This window comes from Spirillospora sp. NPDC048911 (assembly GCF_043198015.1).
Lineage (GTDB): Bacteria > Actinomycetota > Actinomycetes > Streptosporangiales > Streptosporangiaceae > Spirillospora.
This window is the reverse complement of sequence record NZ_JBICUD010000002.1, coordinates 565,912-583,249: the sequence shown is the minus strand read 5'-3', so window position 1 is coordinate 583,249 and position 17,338 is coordinate 565,912. Positions and strand designations below refer to the sequence as shown.

At 71.5% G+C, this 17,338-nt stretch carries 16 protein-coding genes; 7 read left to right on the top strand and 9 right to left on the bottom strand.

Translation table 11 applies throughout. The features are described from left to right. Positions 1 to 22 precede the first annotated feature (22 nt). Entirely contained in the window at positions 23 to 811 is a 789-nt protein-coding gene (locus tag ACGFNU_RS09945; RefSeq protein WP_392591935.1) for an SDR family NAD(P)-dependent oxidoreductase, read from the top strand. On the opposite strand, the gene ACGFNU_RS09940 is transcribed toward ACGFNU_RS09945, so the two are convergent. From ACGFNU_RS09940 to ACGFNU_RS09930, 3 genes are read right to left on the bottom strand one after another with little or no spacing between them, the layout of a single operon-like run. Next, the gene (locus ACGFNU_RS09940; protein WP_392591933.1) at positions 804 to 1,898 is read right to left on the bottom strand and encodes a hypothetical protein; all 1,095 of its coding nucleotides are present in this window, start codon (positions 1,896 to 1,898) and stop codon (positions 804 to 806) included. The two genes, ACGFNU_RS09945 and ACGFNU_RS09940, sit on opposite strands and share 8 nt — an antisense overlap. 4 nt (positions 1,899 to 1,902) lie before the next feature. Then, positions 1,903 to 2,871: an NlpC/P60 family protein gene (locus ACGFNU_RS09935; protein WP_392591931.1), complete on the bottom strand. Its 969-nt coding sequence runs from the start codon at positions 2,869 to 2,871 to the stop codon at positions 1,903 to 1,905. A 46-nt stretch (positions 2,872 to 2,917) separates the two neighbouring features. Next, positions 2,918 to 3,532 carry a PaaI family thioesterase gene (locus ACGFNU_RS09930; RefSeq protein WP_392591929.1) on the bottom strand — a complete coding sequence of 205 codons (615 nt, stop codon included), beginning with the start codon at positions 3,530 to 3,532 and terminating at the stop codon, positions 2,918 to 2,920. A 187-nt stretch (positions 3,533 to 3,719) separates the two neighbouring features. On the opposite strand from ACGFNU_RS09930, the gene ACGFNU_RS09925 reads away from it, so the two are divergent. Then, on the top strand, positions 3,720 to 4,307 hold the full coding sequence (locus ACGFNU_RS09925) for a dihydrofolate reductase family protein (RefSeq protein ID WP_392591927.1): 588 nt from the start codon (positions 3,720 to 3,722) through the stop codon (positions 4,305 to 4,307). Positions 4,308 to 4,312: 5 nt separating this feature from the next. Here the strand turns inward: ACGFNU_RS09925 and ACGFNU_RS09920 are convergent, their stop codons facing one another. The 3 genes from ACGFNU_RS09920 to ACGFNU_RS09910 are packed head-to-tail and all read right to left on the bottom strand — an operon-like array spanning position 4,313 to position 8,998. Then, entirely contained in the window at positions 4,313 to 5,053 is a 741-nt protein-coding gene (locus ACGFNU_RS09920; protein ID WP_392591925.1) for an ABC transporter ATP-binding protein, read from the bottom strand. Then, positions 5,050 to 7,731, bottom strand: coding sequence for an ATP-binding cassette domain-containing protein (locus ACGFNU_RS09915; protein ID WP_392591923.1), 2,682 nt, complete (start codon positions 7,729 to 7,731; stop codon positions 5,050 to 5,052). Before ACGFNU_RS09915 ends, ACGFNU_RS09920 begins: the two co-directional genes overlap by 4 nt. Before the next feature lie 16 nt (positions 7,732 to 7,747). Next, on the bottom strand, positions 7,748 to 8,998 hold the full coding sequence (locus ACGFNU_RS09910; RefSeq protein ID WP_392591921.1) for an ABC transporter substrate-binding protein: 1,251 nt from the start codon (positions 8,996 to 8,998) through the stop codon (positions 7,748 to 7,750). 259 nt (positions 8,999 to 9,257) lie between these two features. Between ACGFNU_RS09910 and ACGFNU_RS09905 the strand changes: the two genes are divergently transcribed. After that, positions 9,258 to 10,355 carry an alcohol dehydrogenase catalytic domain-containing protein gene (locus tag ACGFNU_RS09905; RefSeq protein ID WP_392591919.1) on the top strand — a complete coding sequence of 366 codons (1,098 nt, stop codon included), beginning with the start codon at positions 9,258 to 9,260 and terminating at the stop codon, positions 10,353 to 10,355. Between the two features lie 116 nt (positions 10,356 to 10,471). Here ACGFNU_RS09905 and ACGFNU_RS09900 read toward each other — a convergent pair whose 3' ends face one another. Beyond that, entirely contained in the window at positions 10,472 to 11,830 is a 1,359-nt protein-coding gene (locus ACGFNU_RS09900; protein WP_392591917.1) for a serine/threonine-protein kinase, read from the bottom strand. Positions 11,831 to 11,898: 68 nt separating this feature from the next. Here ACGFNU_RS09900 and ACGFNU_RS09895 point away from each other — a divergent pair, with 68 nt between their 5' ends. After that, the gene (locus ACGFNU_RS09895) at positions 11,899 to 12,483 is read left to right on the top strand and encodes a DUF4870 domain-containing protein (RefSeq protein ID WP_392591915.1); all 585 of its coding nucleotides are present in this window, start codon (positions 11,899 to 11,901) and stop codon (positions 12,481 to 12,483) included. Here ACGFNU_RS09895 and ACGFNU_RS09890 read toward each other — a convergent pair. After that, entirely contained in the window at positions 12,480 to 13,310 is an 831-nt protein-coding gene (locus ACGFNU_RS09890; protein WP_392591913.1) for an LLM class F420-dependent oxidoreductase, read from the bottom strand. The two genes, ACGFNU_RS09895 and ACGFNU_RS09890, sit on opposite strands and share 4 nt — an antisense overlap. A 123-nt stretch (positions 13,311 to 13,433) precedes the next feature. On the opposite strand from ACGFNU_RS09890, the gene ACGFNU_RS09885 reads away from it, so the two are divergent. The 3 genes from ACGFNU_RS09885 to ACGFNU_RS09875 are packed head-to-tail and all read left to right on the top strand — an operon-like array spanning position 13,434 to position 16,412. Then, on the top strand, positions 13,434 to 14,279 hold the full coding sequence (locus ACGFNU_RS09885; protein ID WP_392591911.1) for an alpha/beta fold hydrolase: 846 nt from the start codon (positions 13,434 to 13,436) through the stop codon (positions 14,277 to 14,279). Continuing rightward, entirely contained in the window at positions 14,276 to 15,526 is a 1,251-nt protein-coding gene (locus ACGFNU_RS09880; RefSeq protein WP_392591909.1) for an LLM class flavin-dependent oxidoreductase, read from the top strand. Before ACGFNU_RS09885 ends, ACGFNU_RS09880 begins: the two co-directional genes overlap by 4 nt. A gap of 4 nt (positions 15,527 to 15,530) precedes the next feature. Continuing rightward, positions 15,531 to 16,412: a TIGR03619 family F420-dependent LLM class oxidoreductase gene (locus ACGFNU_RS09875; protein WP_392591907.1), complete on the top strand. Its 882-nt coding sequence runs from the start codon at positions 15,531 to 15,533 to the stop codon at positions 16,410 to 16,412. 35 nt (positions 16,413 to 16,447) lie between these two features. Here ACGFNU_RS09875 and ACGFNU_RS09870 read toward each other — a convergent pair whose 3' ends face one another. Further along, entirely contained in the window at positions 16,448 to 17,305 is an 858-nt protein-coding gene (locus tag ACGFNU_RS09870) for an SAM-dependent methyltransferase (protein ID WP_392591905.1), read from the bottom strand. Positions 17,306 to 17,338 lie beyond the last annotated feature (33 nt).

Genomic DNA, 17,338 nt, shown 5'->3' with positions numbered 1-17,338 from the left:
AGCGCTTGGTACGCTAATGCCCATGGTGCTGGAGGGCAAGGTCGCGGTCATCACCGGCGCGGGTCCCGGTCTCGGCCGCACGCTGGCGGTCCTGATGGCCCGCGAGGGCGCCGACGTCGCCGTCGCGGCGCGCAGCAAGGACACCTTGGAGGCGATCGCCGAGGCGGTCCGCGCGGAGGGCCGCGCCGCGCTCGCCGTCCCCACCGACGTCTCCAAGCCCGACCAGGTGCGGCGTCTCGCCGACGCCGTGATCGAACGCTTCGGCCGCGTGGACGTCCTGGTCAACGCCGCGTTCCCGGGCACGCACCGCAAGAACGTCCTCGACATGGACGACGACTACCTGGAGCTGTGGCGCTCGGCGGTCGAGATCGCCACGTACGGCACGTTGCTGGCCTGCCGCCATCTCGCCCCGCACATGGTCGCCGCGGGCGGCGGCTCGATCGTCAACGTGACCTCGATGTCGAGCCGCATGGGCTACGCGGGCCGGTCCGACTACGCGGCGGGCAAGGCCGGGGTCCACCTGTTCTCGCACTGCCTCGCCGACGAGCTCGGCCCGTCCGGCGTCCGGGTCAACTGCGTGGCGCCCGGCTGGATCGCCAGCGACGTCCTCGACGACTGGATGCGCACGCGCGCCGAGGCCGAGGGCGTCCCGTACGAGGAGATATTGGCGCGCGACACCGCGGCCATGGCCCTGCGCCGCATCGCCTCGGAGGAGGACGTGGCGCGGGCCGTCATCTTCCTCGCATCCGATCAGGCCAAGGCCACCACCGGCGCCACCATCGACGTCAACGCCGGGCAGCACTTCACTTGAACCGGACCGTCCACTCGCCTCCGGCGCGGAGGTGGATCAGTGCTGGGCCCGGCAGGTCTCCCTCGGCGTAGGTCGTGCCCATGCCGGTCAGGATCGGCTCGCCCTGGTTCAGCGCGGGTGTGAGCGTGCAGAGCGAGTAGGGACCCCGTCCCTTGTGCTCGATGGAGATCCGCCTGGGCTCGCCCTCGTACCGGAAGACGAACCAGCCCCGGCCGCTGCACCGTTCGTCGGAGATGACGGGCGCCGCGTCGGCCGGGAGCAGCCAGGCCCACCACCTGTCGGACGTCTCGATGTGCAGGCGCACCTCGCGGACCTCTCGGGGGGACAGAGGCACGACGAGGCGGGTGCGGCCCTTGTCGCGGAGGAGCGCCCGCGTGCCGAACTCCTGGACCAGGTCCACGCGATGCTTGCCGTGGCCCTGAAGACGGACCACCAGCAGCAACGGACGGTTGAGATAGGGACGAAGAAGGGTCGCCTTCGCGCCGCGCTGCCCCTCGGCGCGCTGAGCCTTGTCCAGGCCCTTCGGCCACATCGTGTACGGGGGCTCCGTCTTGGCCTTGGGGACGCCACCTGAACGCTTGGGCTCGGGAACGCGCCCGGGGCGTGGCGTCGCCAACGGCCGGGGAGGCCGCCGCCCGGTGTCGATCGGCGGCAGCCCTTCCCTCAGCCGGATCGCGTCGGCCGCGCAGACGTCGATGAGACGGGCTGTGCCCTCCGGCGGCGCCCAGTCGGCCTGCTCGGTGGACGGGCCGTGGCGCGCGTCGAAGAAGCACAACGGGCGCCGGGACGGCAGCGGCCGGCCGGACAGCCGCGCGTCGACGCAGGCCAGCGCGTGCCGCCCCTCGTCCAGCGCCCGGAGCACGTCCGAGGCGTCGGCGCGGTCGCGGTCTCCCACGAAGTCGCGCTTGGCCTGCTCGTAGGCGTCGAGGGCACGCCCGTAGTCCGCCAGCAGCGCCTCGTCCGCACGGTCGTCCTCCGGTACGAACGCGTGCCGCGCGAGTGTCTCGCCGAACGCGGTGATCTCGGCGTCGACCGCCGCGAGCTCATCCTCGCGGCGCCGCCGGAAGACCCTCCGCAGCCCCCTCACGCGCTCAGATCCGCTTGGCCGAACGGAAGCTGTCGCTGTAGAGCGAGCCCTTGCGGTTGAGCACCGAACGGCCGCCCACGTCGCCCATGGTCGGTCCGTCGGCGGTCTTGCGGCTGGAGATGAACCGGTAGAACCCCTTCGAGTCCTTGCCGATGAAGATCCCGACGTGGTCGACGGCCTTGCCGTCGCCCTTGTCGGCGTCCCAGAAGAGCAGGTCGCCCGCCTGCAGCGGGGCGAGGCTCGCCGGCTTCTTGCCCTTGTTCGGGATGACGGCCCGGCCCGGCGCGTACCGCTCCAGCTCGACGGCCCGGCGCGGGAGGCGGGTGCGCGTGTACTGCTTGTTCTCCAGCGGCCAGCCCATGCGGTAGCCCGCGACCATCCGGACGAAGCCCGAGCAGTCGAGCGAGCCGTACTGCGCCTTCTCCGGCTTGTCGACGCTGTTGTCGAAGTACCGCCAGCTGACACCGAGGTAGTCGTTGAAGTCCGACCCCTCCTGCCGCTTGCCGTCGACCATCGGCCCGTAGTGCGCGTCGCCCGCGTACCGCACGCCCTTGGCGTCCTTCTTGGCGGGCGCGTTCACGACGTACTGCATGGCGATCGCGAGCATGTCGGGCGACTTCGAGGCGATCAGCCCGGCCAGCTCCTTGCGGAAGGCGGGCCGGCGGATCTGGGCCGCCGTGAACGGGACGCGCAGCTTGCGCACCCAGGCGTCCGTGGCGACCGTCGCCGTGGTGGTCTTCTCGCGGAACGTCCGCTTGGTTCCGTGGACGAGGGCGGTACGGGTGCCGGCGGTCAGCTCGGCGACGTGACGGCGGCGCGCGTTGTAGACGTGGTACTGGCCGTCGGTCTTCGAGTACACGAACGTGTGGCCCTTGAGCGGGTCGGCCGCCGCCGGGGCGGACGCCTGGGCGGTCGCACCGGACAGGACGGCAAGTGCGGTCACGGGGACCACGATGAGGCGAGTCGAGGACATGACCCACTCTTCTTCTCGATGATCGGGGGGACGAACGCGCGCCAGCCTATCGATCTTGTGGCATCACGAACATCGCCGTCGCCTCGACCGTGGTGCGCCCGTCCGGCCCGATGATCCGCGCGTCCGCGAACGTCTTGCGCCCCTCGGTGCGGGTGGCCCTGCCCTCCGCGACCAGCGGCACCCCGTGCGGGGTCGGCCGCCGGTACCGCATGTCGAGCGTCGCGGTCATGCCGGGAGTGCCGTTCGCGGTCGCCGCGACGCCGAGCAGCTGATCGAGGATCATCGCGGAGATCCCCCCGTGCACGAAGCCCGGCGGGCCCTCGTACAGCACGTTCAGCGTGAACTCCGCGCGCGCCGTGCCGTCCGGCAGCACCGCGATCTCCACCGGCGGCGCGATCGGGTTGAGGACACCGCCGACCGGGCCGGCCAGGTGCCGCACCGTCCCGTCCGCCCCGACGCCCACGAGCGGCGGGTGGTCCCGCCGCGCCGCCGCGAGCCGCGCCGTGAGCGCCGCCACCTCGTCCCGGACGGCGGCGACCTCGTCCAAGCCGACCTCGGTGTGCACCACGGCCTCGTTGAGCTCGCGGACCCGTTCGGTCAGCTCCGCGAGTGCCGTCACCTGTTCCGTGTCCAGCGACGCGCGCTCCCTCGACTCGAGCACCCGCCGTATCGCCGCCCCGGCCCCTGACATCCAGCCTCCCGGTCCGCAGAAAAACCGAACCGAATTCTAGATCACCTCGGCTCGACTCGCCCTCGATCCGCACCGACAACTTTTTTTGTCTTGACAACTCGCATCTTCGGCTGCCAGTGTGGAGCCACCGAGAGAACGAAGCGAAGGAGCAGGTCCCATGCGCATCACGGTCATCGAATTCATGAGCCTCGACGGCGTCGTGCAGGCCCCCGGCGGCCCCAAGGAGGACACCGACGGCGACTTCGCCCACGGCGGGTGGTCCCACCCGTTCTTCGATCCCGAGACGGTCGGCGGCGCCTTCGACGGCGCGGTCAACGACAGTGACGCGCTGCTCTACGGCCGTCGCACCTGGGAGAACATGGCCGCCGCCTGGCCGGAGCAGGCCGGCGACCCGTTCGCCGACAAGATGAACGCCATCAAGAAGTACGTCGTCTCCAGCACCCTCACCGACGCCGACCTCACCTGGGACAACACCGAGCTGATCCCCGGCGGCGGCGCCGTCGGCCGCATCAGGGAGCTGCGCGCGGCCGAGGGCGGCAACCTGACCGTCATGGGCAGCCCGTCCCTGGTCCGCTCGCTGCTGAGCGAGGGCCTGGTCGACGAGCTCCGGCTCATGATCGAGCCCATTCTCCTGGGCGGCGGCAAGTCGATCTTCCCGGCGGACGGCGGCAAGCACGCCCTGGAGCTCGTCTCCGCCGAGACCAGCCCCAAGGGCGTCCAGGTCTGCGTGTTCCGGAAGGCTTGATGGGGTCAGCCGAGGTAGGCGGCTCGCACTACCGGGTCCTCCCGGATCTGGGCGGGGGACTCGTCGGCGATGACCTTGCCGAGGTCGAGGACGACGACGCGTTCGCAGGCCTCCATGACGAACCCGACGTCGTGCTCGACGAGGAGGATCGTCGCGTCCAGGTCGCGGACGACGGAGGCGAAGAGGGCCGACTGGTCGGCGTCGAGGCCGGACGTCGGCTCGTCCAGCAGGAGGACGGCCGGGTCGTCGACGATGGCGCGGGCGAGCTCGACCATGCGGCGCCGGCCGATGGGCAGGTCGGCCGCGTAGGCGGTGGCGAGGCCGGCGATGCCGCAGCGGTCGAGGACGTCGAGCGCCTTGGCCCGGCGGGCGGATTCGAGGCGGCGGCGGGCCCGCCAGCCGACCAGGTCGGCGGCCAGGCCCCCGCCGCCACCGTGCCACTCGACGGCGGCCAGGACGTTGTCGAGGACGGTGAGGCGGCCGAAGACCTGGGGGCGCTGGAACGTGCGGCGCAGGCCCAGGCGGGATCGTCTGACGGCGCTCGTGGCGGTGACGTCGGCGCCGTTGAGGCGGACGGAGCCGGACGTGGGGCGGCGGAGGCCGGTGACCACGTCGAAGAGCGTGGTCTTGCCCGCGCCGTTCGGGCCGATGACGCCGCAGGTCTCCCCCTCGGGGACGGTGAAGCTCACGTCCGTGAGGGCGTGGATGCCGCCGAAGCGCACGCTGACGCCGGTGATGTCGATCATTGGTCCCCCACTCCCGCCAGGCCGAGGTAGGCGGAGGTCAGCCGCTCCTCGTCCACCTCGGATCGCGGGCCGGCCCAGGAGATCCGGCCGAGCCGCATGAACGCGACGGTGTCGGCGAGCGCCAGCACCTCGCTGGCCTTCTCCTCGACGACCAGGAGGGCGACGCCGCGGTCGCGGAGCTCGCCGAAGAGCTCGAAGATCTGCTCCACGATCAGGGGCGCCAGGCCGAGGGACGGCTCGTCGGCTATCAGCACGCGGGGCGGTCTGACGAGCGCGGGGGCCAGCGCGAGGATCTGCTGCTCGCCGCCCGAGAGGGCCCCTGCCGCGATGGCGCGGCGGTCGGCCAGGTGCGAGAGCCGCTCGTACACCCGCTCGCGGTCGGCGGCGGACGGCAGCCACGTCGTGAGGTTCTCCTCGACCGTGAGGGACGGGAAGACGCCGCGTCCCTCGGGGGCGAGATAGATGCCCGCGCGGGCCCGTTTGTGCGCGGGCCAGTTCGTGATGTCCTGGCCGTCGAGCAGGACGCGGCCCGCGGTCGGGGTCATCGATCCCGCGACGGCACAGGTCGTGGACTTGCCCGCGCCGTTCGCGCCCAGGAGCGCGACCACCTTCCCGGCGGGGACGGCCAGGTCGACACCGCGCAGGACGGTGACGTCGCCATATCCGGCGACGACTCCCTCCAGGCGGAGCACCGCCTCGGGCTGCGTCCGATCGGGTGCGGGCGCGGGTTCGGCCGAGGCGGCCACGGCCTCGGCGCGCTTCTCGCCGCGTTTGCGGCGGCGGTAGCGGCGCTCGGCCATCTGGGCGAGGACGCCGTCGGGATGCTTGGCGAGGATCATGCCGCCGAGGCCGAAGAGGATCATCCCGACGTAGGCGGAGTCGGTGAAGTTGTCCAGGACCTCGGGGAACAGGGCCATGATGAGGCCGCCCAGCACGGCTCCGCCGATACGCCGGACGCCCTGGAGCACGACGACGGCGAGCCAGACGAAGCCGGTCAGCGCGGGCAGGTCGGTGGCGGTGATCTGGCCGTTGAACGTGGCGTACAGGACTCCGCCCAGCCCCGCGATGCCGGAGGCGAGCGCGAAGAGCGTGATCTTGGCTCGGGTGGCGGAGATGCCGACCGAGAGCGCGGCGGTGGGCGCCGAGCGGACGGCCAGGATCGCGCGGCCGGACGCGGAGCGTTCCAGGTTGCGGATCAGCACGCCGACCAGGCCGATGACCACCAGGAGGATGACCACGCGGGCCCGCGGATCGTTGGTGTCGGCGAAGCCGAGCGAGAACGCGGGCAGTTTCCAGCCGACGGTCCCGTTGCTGAACGCGTCGATCTGGAAGAGCACCTGGTCGGCCAAGAGGGCCAGCGCGAGCGTCGCGAGGGCGAGAACGCGGCCGCCCAGACGCAGGGCGGGGAGGGCCACGAGGATTCCGGCGGCCACCGCGGCGAGGACGCCGAGGAGGACGGCCAGCGGGAACGGCAGGCCCTTGCTGAACGCCAGCCCCGCGGCGAGGGCGGCCAGTGCGGCGAACGTGGCCTGCGCCAGGTTGACCATGCCGCCGATTCCGGTGACGACGACGAACGAGCAGAAGATGAGCGCGAAGACGAGGCCTTGCGCGACCAGGCCGACCCAGTAGTCGTCCCCGAGGGTGAACGTCCAGATGAGGAGGGCGGCGACCGAGACCGTCCACGGGAGGACGCGGCGCCAGCGGGGCAGGTCGGCCAGGTAGTCGGGCGGCGGCGCGTCCTCGGCGATCGAACCCGCCACGCGCGCCCGGGTCCGGCCGAGGACGAGCAGGCCGGCGAAGAGGAGGATGGCCGGGATGGCCGTGCGGAAGCCCGTCACCTTCTCGGCGAAGTCGGCGTAGCCCGCGACGAGGTTCTGCACGACGCCGAGCGCCAGGCCCGCGGCGAACGTGATCGGGATCGACTGGAGGCGTCCGAAGACGGCGGCGGTCGCCGACGCGAAGAGCAGCACGGTGAACGCGTTGGAGTCCAGGCCGAGAGCAGGCACGGCCAGCACTCCCGCCAACCCGGCGAGGGTGGAACTGAGCATCCAGGCTTGCGCGGACGCGGCGTCGGCGTCGATGCCGCGCAGGGTGGCCAGCCGCCGCCGGTCCACCGTGGCGCGCATGCGCAGGCCGAGCGGCGTGTGCCGCATGACCGCCCACAGCGCGACCGCGGCCAGCACGGCGAAGACGAACGTGGCCAGCTGATCGGAGTCGATGGTCACGCCGCCGAACGGATGCCACGTCTCGACCGGGCGGGGGCCGAGCCCGCGGGCCGCCGCGCCCTCGGTGACCTTCGGCAGGTCCGCGCCGAACGTGTCGACGAGCACGTCCACGGTCCACAGGCCGAGGGCCGGGAGCGCGATCGTGAGGCCGATGGTGGCGACGATCTGCGCGGTCTCCCCGGCGGACGCCAGGCCGCGGAACATCAGCCGGTGCAGGGCGTACCCCAGCAGCGGCGCGAACCCGGCGATCGTGACCGGCCCGGCCAGCCACACCGGCCAGCCGAGCCCGGTCGTCAGCTCGAAGAAGACCAGCGCGGTCAGGAATCCGATCGCCCCGTGCGCGAAGTTGAAGACGCCCGTGGCGGAGTAGGAGAGCGTGAGCCCGGACGCCAGCAGCGCGAAGATCGCGCCGGTGACCAGGCCGCTCAGGACATAACCGACAAACTCGACCACTCCCGGTCCCCCGCCGTCAGAGGGTGGTGTTGTCGTAGCACTTGAGGTTCTGCGCGACCTTGAACGCGCCGTTCTCCAGCTTCACGAGGGCGCCGCAGCCGTTCGACTCGGTCTTGCCCGCCGGGTACTGGATGCGGCCGAAGCCCTTGTTCTCGTACGAGAAGCCGTTGGCGGCCTTGAAGAACGCGTCTCGGGTGAGGTCCTTGCCCGTCTTCTCCAGGAGCTTGAGGAAGACGTCGGCCGACCAGTAGCCGGTGGCGGTGTGCTGGTCGAGCGTCCCGCCGACCTTCTGCACGTCGGCCTTCATCTGCGCGACCTCGGGGGCGTCCGACTCGTACGGTTCGAACTGCGGCGCCGCGTAGACGCCCTCCAGGGCCTGCTTGGTCTGCGGATCGGCCAGCACCTTGGGGTCGTACGAGGTCGCGTCGGTGATGAGGCCCTTGTAACCGGCCCGCTTCAGCGCCCCGTAGAGCCCGGAGTTGAACTTGCCGCCGGCCATGACCGACACGACCACGTCGGGGGCCTTGCCGCCGGCGCTCTTCATGATCTTGTTGACGTACGGCGACCAGTCCTGCGGCGGCGCCTGCGCGGGCAGCGCGGCCGACGAGCCGGCGATGCCGAAGCCCGAGGCGCTGAACGACTTGGAGATCGTCATGATGCCGTACTTGCTGGCGGTGGAGTCGGTGGCCTGCACCCAGACCTTCTTGCCCTTGGCCCCGCCGAGCTGCGCGGCGACCTGGTTGCCCCACCACGTCTGCGTCTTCTCGCCCGGCTTGGGCGCGAGGCAGCCGTTGAAGCCGAACGCGCTCTCCTTACCGCACCAGAACGGCCCGGTGGCCCAGCCGAACCACGGCACCTTCTGCTGCTCCAGGAACTCCGCCCCGCCGAACTGCGGCGCGCTGACCGGCAGGACGGCGAACACCTTCTCCTTCTGGACCAGCTTCTTGGCGGCCGCGGCGCCCTTGTCCGGCGTCATCGTGTCGTCCTCGACCCCGACGAACTCGATCTTGCGGCCGTGCACGCCGCCCGCCGCGTTGGCCCGTTCGAACCGGGCCTTGGCGCCGAGCTCGGCCCCTCCGGTCGAGTAGCCGGTCGCGCTGGTCTTGGTGAGCACGCCCCCGACCTTGACCGCCGAATCGGTGACCCCTGCCGACCCACCCCCCGACGACCCCTCGTTACTGGTGGCACACCCGCCCACCAACACGGCGGACACCGCCAGCACCGTGGTCCGAAGTGTCACTGAGGTTTTCAGGACCGATGTCTTCATGTCGCGCCTCCGGGGGGTGACAGGCACACGGACGGGCCGACGCCCGTGGTACGTGACCTAGCGCTCGTTTGGGCGTGAGCGTAAGTTCGACCCGGAGAGCCTGTCAACGATCTCGACCAAGCAAGTGCTTGGTGTTAGCGTGACCCTGGCCGCGCTTCCGGCGGCGCGACACGGAAGGTGAGACGACTTGACGGCTTCGTCCGAGGGGGGACCACCCCCCACACCCCCCGAGCCGACTTCGTCGGCATCCTCGAGCACGATGCGGGCGGCACTCCTGCGGAAGTTCGGCGCTCCCATGGAGATCGCCGAGGTGACGGTCGAGGACCCCAAGGCCGGCGAGGTGCTGGTCAAGGTGGCCGCCTCGGGCGTCTGCGGCTCCGACATCAAGGCGATCGACGGCAAGAGCCCGGTCGTGTCGCACCTGCCGTGCGTGCTCGGGCACGAGAGCGCGGGCGTCGTGGAACGGGTCGGCCCGGGCGTGACCGCCGTCAAGCCCGGCGACCATGTGATCGTCGCGATGAACGGGCCGTGCGGGCGCTGCCGCAACTGCGCGCGCGGCAACGCGCACCTGTGCAGCGGCGCTAGCCGGATGATGGCGATCATGGGCCTGATGGGCGACAGGACCACCCGCCTGTCGGCCGGTGACGACGTCGTGCGCCCCTACATCGGCATCGGCTCGTTCGCGGAGAAGGTCGTCGTCAGCGAGGCGATGTGCGTCAAGGTCGCCAAGGACGCGCCGCTCGACCTGCTCGCGCTCACCGCGTGCGGCGTGGTGACGGGCGTCGGCGCCGTCCTCAACACCGCGCGCGTCGAGCCCGGCTCGTCGGTGCTCGTGGTCGGTGCCGGTGGTGTCGGGCTGAACGTGATCCAGGGCGCCGTGCTCGCCGGGGCGACCACGATCATCGCCGCCGACGTGGTCGAGTCGAAGCTGAAGCTCGCCGAGGAGTTCGGCGCCACCCACACGATTCTGTCGGACGACCTGCCCAAGCAGGTCGGCGACATCGTACGCGGCGGCGCCGACTACGCGTTCGACGTGACCGGCATCGCCGAGGTGCTGACCAAGGCGATGGCCGCCACGCAGCCCGGCGGCACCACGGTCATGGTGGGAAGCCCGGCCGCCGGAAAGAGCCTGGAGATCCCGCCCGGCCTGCTCTTCCAGTCACGCCGTCTCATGGGCACCCAGGGCGGCGACGCCACCCCGGCCCGCGACCTGCCGCTGCTCGTCGACCTCTACCGGCGCGGCCGCCTCAACCTCGACGGGCTGGTGAGCGAGCGCGTCCCGCTCGACGCCGTCAACGAGGCCGTGGCGCACGTCCGGTCGGGCGCCGTCGCCCGCTCGGTCATCGTCTTCGACTGACCGTCCTCCAGCCCCCGCCCAGCCACCTATCAACGGACAAGCTCCGCTTGGCTGACCGTCCTCCAGCCCCCACCCAGCCACCTATCAACGGACAAGCTCCGCTTGGCTGACCGTCGTCAGGCGCGTGCCAGCGGTCCCGTCAGCGTGTAGGTCTGCCCCTTCTCGGTGCCCGTGTAGCTGTAGAAGAGGCCGCCCGGCTGGCGCGTGAGGGTGACGGTGCCAGTGTCGATGCAGTGCTGCGCTCCCTGCGTGATGGTCTCGCGAAGGGTCAGGACGCTTTCGGTGGCGCCGCTCAGCGCCAGCACGCCCGAGCATCGCTCGTTCGTGTAGGTGACCTGCCCGTTGCCCGTTCCCTGCGGCAGGGAGAGCTGGGCCGCCAGGACCTTCCCGTCGCTCTGGCGCAGGTTGCCCGACCAGTTTCCGGCGAACGCGGCGCTGAAGGCGAGCGCTGTGGGGGACGGCGACTTGGTGGGGTCGTTCGGCTTGCCGCCGCCCCACTCGAAGCCGTTGAACGCGAGGACGCCGGCCACTGCTGCGGCCGCGACGGCGATCACCGCGCCGGACACGGCGACGGCGGCCGGGACCCGCCGGGGCTCGCGGCGCTCGGAGGCGGGCTCGGTCTCCCGTGGCAGCGGAGGCGGTGGCAAGGGGCTGGTGGACTCCGGCTCGATCTGGCCGAGCAACCGGCGCAGCACCTCGCCGGATTGCGGCCGGGCCGCCGGATCCTTGGCCAGGCAGGCCGCCGCGATCTCGCGCACGGTGCCGGTCAGCGCGCCGAGGTCCGGCTCCTCGTGCAGGACGCGGTGCAGCACGGCGTGGAGCGCGTCGTCCCCGAACGGCGGACGCCCGCAGGACGCGAACACCATCGTCCCCGCCCACGCGAACACGTCGGCGGCCGGTCCGGCCCGCTCCCCTATGGCCTGTTCGGGCGCCATGTACGACGGCGTGCCCATCGGCCCGCTCGCCGTGACCGACGTCCCGTCGAACGCGCGGGCGATCCCGAAGTCGATGACGCGCGGCCCGTCCGGCCCCAGCAGCACGTTGTGCGGCTTGAAGTCGCGGTGGACGACGCCCGCCTGGTGGATCGCCACCAGCGCCGTCGCCGTCCCGACCGCCAGGCGTTCCAGCTCGCCGCCGCCGCGCGGGCCCTCGGCCTGGACCACGCGCCGCAGCGAGAGGCCCGGGACGTACTCGCTGACGATGTACGGCCGGTCGCCGGCGACGTCGGCGTCCAGCACCGAGGCCGTGCAGAACCGCGCCACCCGCTGGGCCGTCTCGGCCTCGCGCATGAACCGCGCCCGGGCCTCGGGATCCCCGTCCAGATGGCCGCGCAGGAGCTTGACCGCGACCGGGCGGCCGTCGGGCGCCTCGGCCAGGTAGACGACACCCTGCCCGCCCTCGCCCAGCCTGCCCGAGAGGCGGTACGGCCCGAGGCTCACCGGGTCGTCACGGCGCATCGCATCGGCCATGGGCATGATCTCCCTCTTTCCGCTGGACAGTGAGACGCCGCGAACCCGTGTCCAGTTCAAGTAGATTTCTGAACGTGACCGACCAGCCGCCACCGCACCCCTCGCCTTACGGGCAGCCACCTTCGGACTCTCCGCCGCCCGGATACGGCGACGTACCGCAGTACGGGCAGCCGCCGCCGGGTTACGGGCCGCCGCCCGGAGGGGGTCCGCCGCCGGGAGGGCAGCCGCCGCCCGGCGGGCCGTACGACCCGCAGTGGGGGTACGGGCCGCCCGGAGTGCCGCAGGGGCCGCGCGTCCAGCCCAGCGGCGACGACACCACCTGGGCGATCATGAGCTATGTGGGGACGATCGTCGTCGGCTTCCTCGCCCCGCTGATCATCTACTTCGTCAAGCGCAAGCACTCCGCGCTGGTCAGGTTCCATGCCGCCCAGGCGCTGAACTACCAGATCACCGCACTGATCCAGATGATCGTGCCGCTGCTGGTCGCGATCCCGATCGCGATCGCCACCGACGAGCCGCTCTGGTTTCTGATCGCGGTCCCCGTCTACGTCTTCCACGCGTTCGCGCAGTACGTGGTGCTGATCATGGGTGCGGTCAAGTCGGGCAAGGGCCTGTACTACCGGTTCCCGACCTGGCTCTGCTTCCGCATGATCCGCTAGTCCGCCAGGTATTCCGCCGCGTACCCGTCCAGGACCGGCAGCACCTCGTCGCGTCCCGCGGCGGGCACGCGCAGCACGACCTCCTCGACGCCGAGCCGGGCGTAGTACTCCAGCTTCTCCGGCGTCGGCACCGTCCCGAACGGGATGACCGGCACCGTCTCGCGGCCCGCCTTCTCGCACGCGGCGCGCAGCTCCGGCAGCGCCTCGCGGATGCCCGCGCCGCCGATCGGCATCCACCCGTCGCCGTACTCGGCGACGTGCGCGAACAGCAGCGGCCCGGGCGCGCCGCCGACCAGGACGGGGACGCGACCGGCGGGCTTGGGCCATGACCAGCTCGCCTCGAACGAGACGTACTCCCCCTTGAAGGACGCCTCCTCCTCCGTCCACAACTCCCGCATGGCCAGGACGTGCTCGCGGGCCATGCGGCGCCGCTGGTTCCAGGGCACATCGTGGTCGGCCGCCTCTTCGCGGTTCCACCCGTACCCGATCCCGAGGACGAACCGCCCGCCCGAGATGTGGTCGAGCGTCGCCACTGCCTTGGCGGTGACGAGCGGCTCGCGCTGCGCGGGCAGGCAGACGCCCGTCCCGAGCCGGATCCGCTCGGTCGCCGCCGCCGCGGCGGCCAGCGCCACGAACGGGTCGAGCGTCCGCGCGTACTCCTCCGGCAGCGTGTCCACGCCGGTGGGCGGGGGCGTCGCGCGCGACACCGGGATGTGGGTGTGCTCGGGGATGTAGAACGAGACGAAGCCCCTGTCCTCGGCCTCGCGGGCCAGGTCGTGGGGCGCCATCGTGCGGTCGGTGGCGAACATCGTGATCCCTAGCCGCATCCCGTGCCTCTCCCTCGTACGCGACATCCGTCACATGCTTTCTACTCGACCAAGCGATTGCTCGGCTAGTGCGAATTGATGTAGCGTGCGCTTGTTCGGTCCGACCGCCACGGAGGGGTGCCCATGCCGATTGCTGAGCTGGGTGATGTTCGTCTGTTCTACACCGACGACGCCCCCTCCGCAGCGGCCGGTTCCGCGACCGCGGCCCGCCCGCCGCTCCTGCTCGTCCACGGGTACGCCGCCGACTCCCAGGACTGGGCCTGGCACATCGCCGGGCTGACCGCCGCCGGGCACCGCGTCATCGCACCGGACCTGCGCGGCCACGGCCACTCCTCCGCCCCGGCGACCGGCTACAGCCCGGAGGACCTCGCCGCCGACCTCGCCGCCCTTCTCGACCACCTCGGCCTCGACCAGGTGATCGCCGTCGGGCACTCGATGGGCGGGATGGTGGCGAGCGCGCTGGCCGTGGAGCGCCCCGGCCGGGTACGGGCGCTGGTGTGCGTCGACCCCGCCTACGGGCTCCCCGACGAGATCGCGCGGTTCATGCCCGCGATGGCCGAGGGCCTGCTCAAGGACCCGGTCGGCGCCGTCCTCGCCATGGAGCCGGTGCTCTACACCGCGGCCACCCCCGGGCACGTCCGCACCGCGCACGCCCGCAAGATCCAGGCCACCCCCGAGCACGTCCTCGCGCAGGCGTTCCCGGCGATGTTCACCGACGACGGCCACTGGGGCACGCGCCCGGCCTCCGAGGCCCACCTCGCCCGCCGCGCCTGCCCCGTCCTGACGTGCTGGGCCGATCCCGGACGCGCCGCCTGGGAGACCGAACAGTTCAAGCACCCCGCGTCCCGGGCCATCGCCTGGCCCGGAGCCGGGCACCGGCTGCACGAAGAGAGGCCGGCCGAATTCCTGCTCGTCGTCACGACCTGGCTTGACCGCCTCGCAGAGCTCGACAAGGAGACATCCGCGTGAAGTTTTCGATCTTCCTCAACCCGCAGATCCCCGGGTCGGGCTGGGCCGCCGAGGAGAACGCCAAGGCCAAGCGGCCGATCGGGCGCGACGTCGAGTCGTACCAGAAGCTGCTCCACGAGGTCCGTGAGATCGCCGTGCACGCCGACCAGGTCGGCTTCGACGCGCTCATGATGACCGAGCACCACTTCCACTCGGAGGGCTTCGAGTTCTCGGTCAACCCGCTGATGTTCCTGACCGACCTCGCCGCGCGCACCGAGCGGATCCTGCTCGCCCCGCTGGGGATCGTGCTGCCCGCCTGGGACCCGATCAGGGCGGCCGAGGACGTCGCGCTGCTGGACCACTTCTCCAAGGGACGGCTGCGGCTGGGCGTCGCGCGCGGCTACCAGAACCGGTGGATGAACGTGCTCGGGCAGCGCTGGCACGCGGCGGCGGCCCGGTCGGACGGCTCCAAGTCGGACACGCGCAACTTCGACGTGTTCGGCGAGGTCCTCAAGATCATGAAGATGGCGTGGGAGCAGGACACCGTCCGCTACAAGAGCGACGTCCTCGACTACGAGATCCCCGCGCCGTTCAGCGGCATCGAGGGCTGGCCCGCGCAGGAGTGGACCCAGACGTTCGGCGCGCCCGGCGAGATCGACGAGAACGGCGTCATCCAGTCGGTGTCGGTCTGCCCCAAGCCCTACCAGTACCCGCACCCCGAGCTGTGGCAGCCGTTCACCGTCTCGGACCGGTCGGTCATCCGCGCGGCGCAAGAGGGCATCATGCCGTGGATGTTCACGCCGAACCCCGACGACCACGCGGCCAAGGCCAAGCTCTACCAGGAGGAGTGCGCGCGGCAGGGCAAGGAGTACAAGCTCGGCGAGCACACCGGCATCCTCAAGATCGTGGGCATGGCCGACACCCGCGAGGAGGCCATCGCCACCTACGGCAAGGGCATGCAGAAGGACTTCGCCTCGTTCTTCGGCCCCTTCGGTTACCTGGAGGTGCTGCGCAAGAAGGAGGACGACAGCCACAAGCCCATCTCGCCGGAGAAGGGCGACTTCAAGCGCATGAACGAGGTGGAGATGGCCCTCCTCGGCACCCCGGACGACGTCAAGCGCGGCATCCAGCGCATGCTCGACCGGATGCCCGACCTGGAGTGGTTCGGCCTGTTCATGCAGGGCCAGCAGGGCGTGCTGCCGCTCGACACGGTCAAGCGCAACCTGGAAATGTTCGCCACCAAGGTCATCCCCGAGTTCCAGGACTGAGGCCATGAAGTTCTGGCTCGGCGCCGCGTTCGTCGACACGGGCGAGTACCTCGGACTCGCCCGTGCGGCGGACCGTCTCGGCTACGACACGGTCGCGATCTCGGATCACATCTTCTACACCGACTACGACGCGGACTACCCCTACTCCGACACCGGGGCGCCGCCGTACAAGCCGGGCACCCACTGGCCCGACGTGTGGGTGACGATCGGGGCGATGGCGGCGGTCACCGAGCGGGTGCGGTTCGCGACCAACGTCTACATCCCGCCCGCCCGCGATCTCTTCACGGTCGCCAAGGCCGTCTCCACGGCCGCCGCGCTGTCCGGCGACCGCGTGACGTTCGGCGTGGGCGTGGGCTGGTGCAAGGACGAGTTCGTGCAGACGGGCCAGGACTTCCACACCCGGGGCAAGCGGCTGGACGAGATGATCCCGGCCCTGCGCACGCTCTGGCAGGGCGGAATGGTCGAGCACCACGGCGCGCACTACGACTTCGGCCCGCTCAGCATCGCGCCCGTCCCGGCCGAGCCCGTCCCGGTCTACGTCGGCGGCGACAGCGACGCGGCCCTGCGCCGGACGGCCCGGATCGGCGACGGCTGGATCGGCAACCGCATCTACTCCGAGGACCAGTTGCAGCAGCTGCTCGACCGCCTCAGCGGTTTCCTCGCCGAGCGGGGCCGCACCCTCGACGACCTGGAGGTCATCGCGCCGATCGGCGCCATGCCCTCGGCCGACCTCTACAGGAAGTGGGCCGACCGCGGGGTGGACGGCACGATGGCCGCCCCGTGGTGGCTGGCGTCCCCCGACGACAAGGCGACGTACGGCGAGGGCCTGAAGCTCAAGGTCGCCACCATGGAACGCTTCGCCGACGAGGTCATCGCGAAGATGTGATCGCCCGGCGGCTCCGCGGTGGCCCGCGGAGCCGCTCAGGGCAGGCGGGCGAGGCCACCGTAGGCGGAGACCTCGGCGGGCGTGGGGGCGGGAGGGTCGTCGGGGTCGCGGCGCCACCGCGACACCAGCACCACTCCCGGCTCCACCAGTTCGAGCCCCTGATCGGCGAAGACCAGCCGCTCGAACTCCGCCCGCGTCCTCGGCTGGGTACGCACGCCGTCGTCGTTGTAGCCGTCGCTCGCCGGCATCAGCCCCGCGTTGTGCTCGGGGGTGAGGTGGCTGGCGAGCACGTGGCTGCCGGGCGGCAGCGCTCCGATCAGGGCGCGGAGAATCTCGGCGGGGCCTTCGGCGTCGGGGATGAAGTGCAGGACGGCGTTCAGCACCAGCGCGACGGGCTCGTCGAAGTCGAGCATGTGGCGGACCAGGTCGCTGCCGATGATCGAGTCCGGCTCGCGGATGTCCGCCTCCAGGTAGCCGACCTCGCCGCCCGGGCCGGAGACCATGAGCGCGCGGGCGTGCGCCAGGACGACCGGGTCGTTGTCGACATAGGCGACCCGTGCCCCGGGCATGACCGACTGGACGACCTCGTGCACGTTGGGCGAGATGGGAATGCCCGTGCCGATGTCGAGGAACTGCCGCATTCCCATCTCCGCCGCCAGACAACGGACACCGCGAAGCAGGAACCTGCGGTTTTCCTGCGCGCCGACCCGGATGGACGGAAGTGCGGCCACCATCTTTTCCGCGGCGATCCGGTCGGCCGCGAAATTGTCCTTGCCGCCCAGCAGGTAGTCGTACACGCGGGCGGGTGACGGCCGGGCCGCGTCCAGCCACGGGCGGCGATGGCCCGACCCGGACGCCGGTTCCCAGGAGGCGGGATCGAGAGGCGAGGTCACGGTCGCGAATTCTCCAGCGGTAGCGGCGATGGC

Excerpts from the sequence above, each read along its gene's own strand:
- ACGFNU_RS09935 (WP_392591931.1), bottom strand. The coding sequence starts at position 2,871 with ATGTCCTCGACTCGCCTCATCGTGGTCCCCGTGACCGCACTTGCCGTC.
- ACGFNU_RS09905 (WP_392591919.1), top strand. The coding sequence starts at position 9,258 with ATGCGGGCGGCACTCCTGCGGAAGTTCGGCGCTCCCATGGAGATCGCC.
- ACGFNU_RS09945 (WP_392591935.1), top strand. The coding sequence starts at position 23 with ATGGTGCTGGAGGGCAAGGTCGCGGTCATCACCGGCGCGGGTCCCGGT.
- ACGFNU_RS09925 (WP_392591927.1), top strand. The coding sequence starts at position 3,720 with ATGCGCATCACGGTCATCGAATTCATGAGCCTCGACGGCGTCGTGCAG.
- ACGFNU_RS09875 (WP_392591907.1), top strand. The coding sequence starts at position 15,531 with ATGAAGTTCTGGCTCGGCGCCGCGTTCGTCGACACGGGCGAGTACCTC.
- ACGFNU_RS09910 (WP_392591921.1), bottom strand. The coding sequence starts at position 8,998 with ATGAAGACATCGGTCCTGAAAACCTCAGTGACACTTCGGACCACGGTG.
- ACGFNU_RS09920 (WP_392591925.1), bottom strand. The coding sequence starts at position 5,053 with ATGATCGACATCACCGGCGTCAGCGTGCGCTTCGGCGGCATCCACGCC.
- ACGFNU_RS09890 (WP_392591913.1), bottom strand. The coding sequence starts at position 13,310 with ATGCGGCTAGGGATCACGATGTTCGCCACCGACCGCACGATGGCGCCC.
- ACGFNU_RS09885 (WP_392591911.1), top strand. The coding sequence starts at position 13,434 with ATGCCGATTGCTGAGCTGGGTGATGTTCGTCTGTTCTACACCGACGAC.
- ACGFNU_RS09900 (WP_392591917.1), bottom strand. The coding sequence starts at position 11,830 with ATGCCCATGGCCGATGCGATGCGCCGTGACGACCCGGTGAGCCTCGGG.